Genomic DNA, 5755 nt, shown 5'->3' with positions numbered 1-5755 from the left:
CACCCGGGATGCTCTCCCGGGTGCGGGGCTCTTGCTGACCGTGCGGAGGATGGGGGATTTGAACCCCCGAGGGCGTGAACCCAACACGCGTTCCAGGCGTGCGCCATAGGCCGCTAGGCGAATCCTCCAGGCACGCAGGTCACGGCGCCCTGACGGCGCCGGAACATGCGGGGTCCAGCATAACCGAACCGCGGGGCAATGCCGAATCCGCGGCCGCGCACCCGGGTTTCGACCCACCCCGCCGGATCCGCTAGACTCGTCGACAGCCCCTCGCGTGGCGTCATCCTGTTGAACTCCCCCAGGACCGGAAGGTAGCAAGGGTAAATGGGCTCTGGCGGGTGCGCGAGGGGTCTTCTCGTCCCCGCGGCGGCCCGCGTCCCCAGCGCCGATCCGCCCGGCCCGCCTGTCGGATTCCGTCGCTAAGGTGTCATCTGTGACTACCGCCCTGTACCGCCGCTACCGCCCGGAGACCTTCGAGGACGTCATCGGTCAGGAGCACGTGACCGAGCCGCTGATGACGGCGCTGCGCAAGGACAGGGTCAGCCACGCCTACCTCTTCTCCGGCCCGCGCGGCTGCGGCAAGACCACCTCCGCCCGCATCCTGGCCCGCTGCCTCAACTGCGCGGAGGGGCCCACCGCCACCCCGTGCGGCCGCTGCGACAGCTGCCGCGACCTCGCCCGGGACGGCGCCGGCTCCCTGGACGTGATCGAGATGGACGCGGCCAGCCACGGCGGCGTGGACCACGCCCGCGACCTGCGCGAGCGCGCCACGTTCGCCCCCGTCCGGGACCGGTACAAGATCTTCATCATCGACGAGGCGCACATGGTCACGCGCGAGGGCTTCAACGCCCTGCTCAAGATCGTCGAGGAGCCGCCGGAGCACATCAAGTTCATCTTCGCGACCACCGAGCCCAGCAAGGTGCTCACGACCATCCGGTCCCGCACCCACCACTACCCCTTCCGCCTGGTCCCCACCGAGCCGCTCATGCACTACCTCGAGCAGCTCTGCGCCGAGGAGCAGGTGCAGGTGGCCCCGGGGGTGCTCTCCCTCGTGGTCCGCGCCGGCGCCGGGTCCGTGCGCGACACCCTCTCGGTGCTCGACCAGCTCATGGCCGGCTCCGACGAGCGGGGCATCGGCTACGACCTCGCCGTCGCCCTGCTGGGCTACACGCACGGCGCCCTGCTCGACGACGTGGTCGACGCCTTCGCTTCCGGGGACGGCGCCACGGTCTTCCGCGCGGTGGACCGGGTGGTGCAGACGGGCCAGGACCCGCGCCGCTTCGTGGAGGACCTCCTCGAGCGGTTCCGGGACCTCGTCATCGTCAACGCGGTCCCGGAGTCCGCGGGGAACATCCTGCACGGCATGCCCCAGGACCAGATCGCCCGACTGCGCAACCAGGCGTCCCAGCTCGGGGCCGCGGAGCTCTCCCGTGCCGCGGACATCACGAACACCGCGCTCACCGAGATGACGGGGGCCACCTCGCCCCAGCTCCACCTCGAGCTGCTGTGCGCACGCATCCTGCTGCCGTCCTCGGAGGACAGCACGCGCGGCGTCACCGCCCGCGTCGACCGGCTGGAACGGCGGCTGAGCATCGGCCGGAGCGCCGCCGCGGCCCCCGGTCCCGACGAGCCCGCCGCCGTCCCCGCGCGCTCTCCCAAGCCCACCGCGGGCGCCCCGGCGCCCGAGTCCGCTCCCGCCGCCCCGCCGGAGGGCGGGACCGTGGCGCAGCCGGCGACCGCGCCGCGGGCACCGGGTCCGGCCGCGCCGGCGGCGGACGCGCAGCGGGCGGCCCACCAGGGGACGGTGGCGCAGGAGCCCGTGGCGCAGCAGCCCGTGGCGCAGCAGCCGAGCGTCCGGGTCGCGGACCGGTCCGCGGCCGCTCCCCAGCGCCCGGTGGGCGCGGAGCACGGCGGGCAGGAGCGACCCGCGGAGCGGGCACCGTCCGCCGGACAGGGGCGGCCCGCCGAGCCGCGGCCGCCCGCGCCTGCGCCACAGGTGCCCGTGCAGCAGGCGCCCCACCAGGACACGCCCCGCTCGGGCGAACCCGGCGGCGACGAGATCGACCTGCTGCGCGCCTCCTGGCCCGAGATCGTCAACGCCCTCGCGGACATCCGCCGGGTCGCGTGGTTCACCGTCCAGCGCGGCACCCCGCAGTCCTTCGACGGCAAGGTGCTGCGCATCATGTTCGACGCCGAGGGCGACCTCATGAACTTCCCGCGCTTCGAGGACGACCTCCGCCAGGCGGTGCAGCAGATCCTCGGCATCGACTGCCGTGCGGAGGCGGTCCCGCCCGGCGGCGGCCACGGCCGGGGCGGCGGCGGCGGAGCACCGCGCGGTCCGGAGCCGTCGGCGCGCCCACCCGGTCAGCGGAACGAGCCGGACCCCGGCACCGCCGGGCAGCGCCCCCAGCGGCGTGCACCGGAGGACCGGGACCAGGGCGGCCGGGACCGCCGGGCCTCCGGCCAGGACCGGTCGGGCGGACCGCGCGGCCGGGACGAGCAGCCGGGCCCGCCCCGGACACCGGGCACGTCGCCGGGCGGCGCGCCGCCCGAGGCACCGGAGTCGTCGTCGGAGCCCACCTCGTCGCCGGAGCCGGGCGCGGCGGGCCGGGACGGCGACCACGGCGGGCAGGATCCGTGGGACGCGCACGGCAGACCGGCCACGGACGCGCCCGCGGAGTGGGCCGACCCCGCCTGGGCCCAGGAGCCCGTGCACAGCTGGTCGGTCGCCGCCATTCCCCAGGGCGGCGGCTCCCCCGCGGCGCCGGCCGAGCGCCCCGCGGAGACCACCACGGAGATCACCACCGAGGCCCCGGCCGAGAATCCCGCCGAGCCCGCCATCGGGTCGTCGGCGCAGTCCGGGGAGCGAGCCCCGGGGCCGCTGCCGACGGCGGACCGGTCCGACGGCGAGCACCCCGGCCGCCGATCGGCTCCGCAGACCGCTCCACAGAGCGGTTCCGACACCGGCGGACGTCCGCCCCGGGCGCCGGCCGGCGGCGCCCCGGGAGCACGGGACCGGGACGTCCCCCCGTCGGACGACGACGTCCCGCCGCCCGAGGAGCCCCCGTACCCGGACGAACCGCCGTACCCGGACGAGCCCCCGTATCCGGGCGAAGCGCCCCATCCGGACGGCGTCGACGATCCGGACGCCGCTCCCCCGGAGCAGTGGCGCCCCGCGGCCTCCGCCCGGCAGTCCCCCGGTGCCGCGCCCGGTCGGGGCCCCGGCGGCGGCGCCTCGGCGGCAGGCGGCACCACGACCCCCGGCGCGCGCCCTGCCGCCCGGCCGCAAGGCCCGGGGACGGCCACGGGCACCACTCCCCCGGCCACGTCCGGGGCACCGGCCCCCGCGGAGCAGGACGCCCCCACGGCGGCTCCTGCCGGCGCCGACCGGAACGCTCGGCCGAGCTTCCGGGAGCGCCACGCCGCGGCCATCGCCGCGGGACGGACGGCGCCCGCCGCCGCCGCGGCCCCGCCTGACAGCGGCGTAGAATGGGACGACTCCTTCGTGCCCAGCTCGGACGACGAGGCGCTCGAGGACTCCACCCTCTACGGCCGCGCCGCGATCGAGCGGCTCCTCGGGGGAATGCTGATCGAGGAGCGGGACCTCCACACCGGGGAGTGAGCCGGGCACCCCACGCACCGGCACCCCGGTGACACCGTGGCCGAGGACGAGCAGCAGGGCCGCGCACCGGCCCGGGAATCGAGGAAGACGTGTACGAAGGCGCCGTTCAGGATCTGATCGACGAGCTGGGCCGGCTGCCCGGCGTCGGGCCGAAGTCCGCGCAGCGGATCGCGTTCCACCTCCTCGACGCCGACAAGGAGGACGTCCGGCGCCTGGCCGACGCCATGACGGCGGTCAAGGACAAGGTGAAGTTCTGCCGGATCTGCGGCAACGTGTCCGAGCTGGAGGAGTGCGCCATCTGCCGCGACGCCCGCCGGGACGACAGCGTCATCTGCGTGGTCGAGGAGTCCAAGGACGTCATGGCCATCGAGCGCACCCGCAGCTTCCGCGGCCGGTACCACGTCCTGGGCGGGGCCATCAGTCCCATCCAGGGCATCGGTCCCGACCAGCTGCGCATCCGGGAGCTGATGACCCGGCTCTCCGGCGACACCGTGCAGGAGGTCGTGCTCGCCACCGACCCGAACCTGGAGGGCGAGGCCACCGCCACCTACCTCTCCCGCATGCTCAAGACCCTCGGGATCCGCGTGACGCGCCTGGCCTCCGGGCTGCCCGTGGGCGGCGACCTCGAGTACGCCGACGAGGTGACCCTCGGCCGGGCGTTCGAGGGCCGGACGGTCGTCGCCTGACCGCCCGCGCTACCATGTCCTGGTGCCCTGCCGCGGGGAGCGGGCACACGGACCGGGCCGACCGCCGGAGCCCGGCCGCCCTCGAGCACAGGAGTTGAACCCATGAGCCTGATCGTGCAGAAGTTCGGTGGATCCTCCGTCGCGGACGCCGACGGCGTCCGCCGCGTTGCACGGCGGATCGTCGAGACGCGCAACCGGGGCCACGACGTCGTCGTCGTCGTCTCGGCCATGGGCGACACCACGGACGAGCTCCTGGACCTCGCGAACGAGGTCACGCGCAAGCCGCCGGCCCGCGAGCTCGACATGCTGCTCACCGCCGGCGAGCGCATCTCGATGGCCCTGCTGGCCATGGCGGTGTCCGGGATGGGCGCCCCCGCGAAGTCCTTCACCGGCTCCCAGGCCGGGATGATCACAGACGGCGCGCACGGCGCGGCCCTGCTCGTGGAGGTGAACCCGCAGCGCGTGCGCGAGTCCCTGGACCAGGGCAACATCGCGATCATCGCCGGGTTCCAGGGCGTGCACCGCTCCACCAAGGACATCACCACCCTGGGCCGCGGCGGATCCGACACCACCGCCGTGGCGCTGGCCGCCGCGCTCGACGCCGACGTCTGCGAGATCTACTCCGACGTCGACGGCGTGTACACCGCCGACCCCCGCATCGCGCCCAAGGCCCGCAAGCTGGACGTGGTCAGCAGCGAGGAGATGCTCGAGCTCGCCGCCAACGGCGCGAAGATCCTGCACCTGCGCTGCGTCGAGTACGCGCGCCGCTTCGGCGTGAAGCTGCACGTCCGCTCGTCCTTCACCCAGAACGAGGGCACCTGGGTCATCCCGGGTCCCGAAGACGCCGTCACCTCCCCGAAGGAGATCCCGTTGGAACAGCCGCTCATCTCCGGCATCGCCCACGACCGTTCCCAGGCGAAGGTCACTGTGGTCGGCGTCCCCGACCGTCCCGGTCTCGCGGCCCGGATCTTCCGGCTGCTCGCCGAGGCGAAGGTCAACGTGGACATGATCGTGCAGAACGTCTCGACCGGCGACGCCCCCCAGACCGACCTCTCGTTCACTCTGGACGAGTCCCAGGGAGACCTGGCCATGAGCCTGCTGCGCGCCGCCGAGGAGAAGATCGGCTACGCGGGCCTGGAGTACGACGACGAGGTCGGCAAGCTCTCCCTCGTGGGCGCGGGCATGAAGTCGAACCCCGGCGTGACGTTCACGTTCTTCGAGGCGCTCGCGGGCGCGAACATCAACATCGACATGATCTCCACCTCCGAGGTGCGGATCTCGGTCCTGACGGACGCGGATCGGCTCGACGAGGCCGTGCGCGTGGTGCACCACGCCTTCGGCCTGGACTCCGACGAGGAGGCCACGGTCTACGCGGGGACCGGCCGCTGAGCACCGCGCCCCGCGCCACCGGTCCGACGACGGCGGGGCGGGTCCGGTGACCCGCCCC

3 protein-coding genes, 1 tRNA gene and 1 other RNA gene are annotated in these 5755 nt (G+C 74.6%); 4 read left to right on the top strand and 1 reads right to left on the bottom strand.

What is annotated here, in order from left to right; genetic code table 11:
• Positions 1-43 precede the first annotated feature (43 nt).
• Positions 44-128: transfer RNA gene (locus ACFU0Y_RS16605), tRNA-Ser, on the bottom strand.
• Positions 129-261: 133 nt separating this feature from the next.
• Between ACFU0Y_RS16605 and ffs the strand changes: the two genes are divergently transcribed.
• From ffs to ACFU0Y_RS16585, 4 genes are all read left to right on the top strand, one after another.
• Positions 262-358, top strand: an RNA gene (ffs, locus tag ACFU0Y_RS16600) — signal recognition particle sRNA small type.
• 75 nt (positions 359-433) lie between these two features.
• Entirely contained in the window at positions 434-3622 is a 3189-nt protein-coding gene (locus tag ACFU0Y_RS16595; RefSeq protein ID WP_380215811.1) for a DNA polymerase III subunit gamma and tau, read from the top strand.
• An 89-nt stretch (positions 3623-3711) separates the two neighbouring features.
• Positions 3712-4308 (top strand): recombination mediator RecR, encoded by a 597-nt coding sequence (gene recR / locus ACFU0Y_RS16590; protein WP_380215809.1) that lies wholly within the window; start codon positions 3712-3714, stop codon positions 4306-4308.
• Between the two features lie 102 nt (positions 4309-4410).
• On the top strand, positions 4411-5697 hold the full coding sequence (locus tag ACFU0Y_RS16585; protein WP_380215807.1) for an aspartate kinase: 1287 nt from the start codon (positions 4411-4413) through the stop codon (positions 5695-5697).
• Positions 5698-5755 lie beyond the last annotated feature (58 nt).

Source organism: Kocuria sp. NPDC057446 (assembly GCF_042802875.1).
Taxonomy (GTDB): Bacteria; Actinomycetota; Actinomycetes; order Actinomycetales; family Micrococcaceae; genus Kocuria.
Note: the sequence above shows the minus strand (reverse complement) of the source record. Positions and strands in the feature narration are given on the sequence as shown.

What these genes read in the sequence shown, in the direction of transcription:
- ACFU0Y_RS16585 (WP_380215807.1), top strand. Translation starts at nt 4,411, where the DNA reads ATGAGCCTGATCGTGCAGAAGTTCGGTGGATCCTCCGTCGCGGACGCC.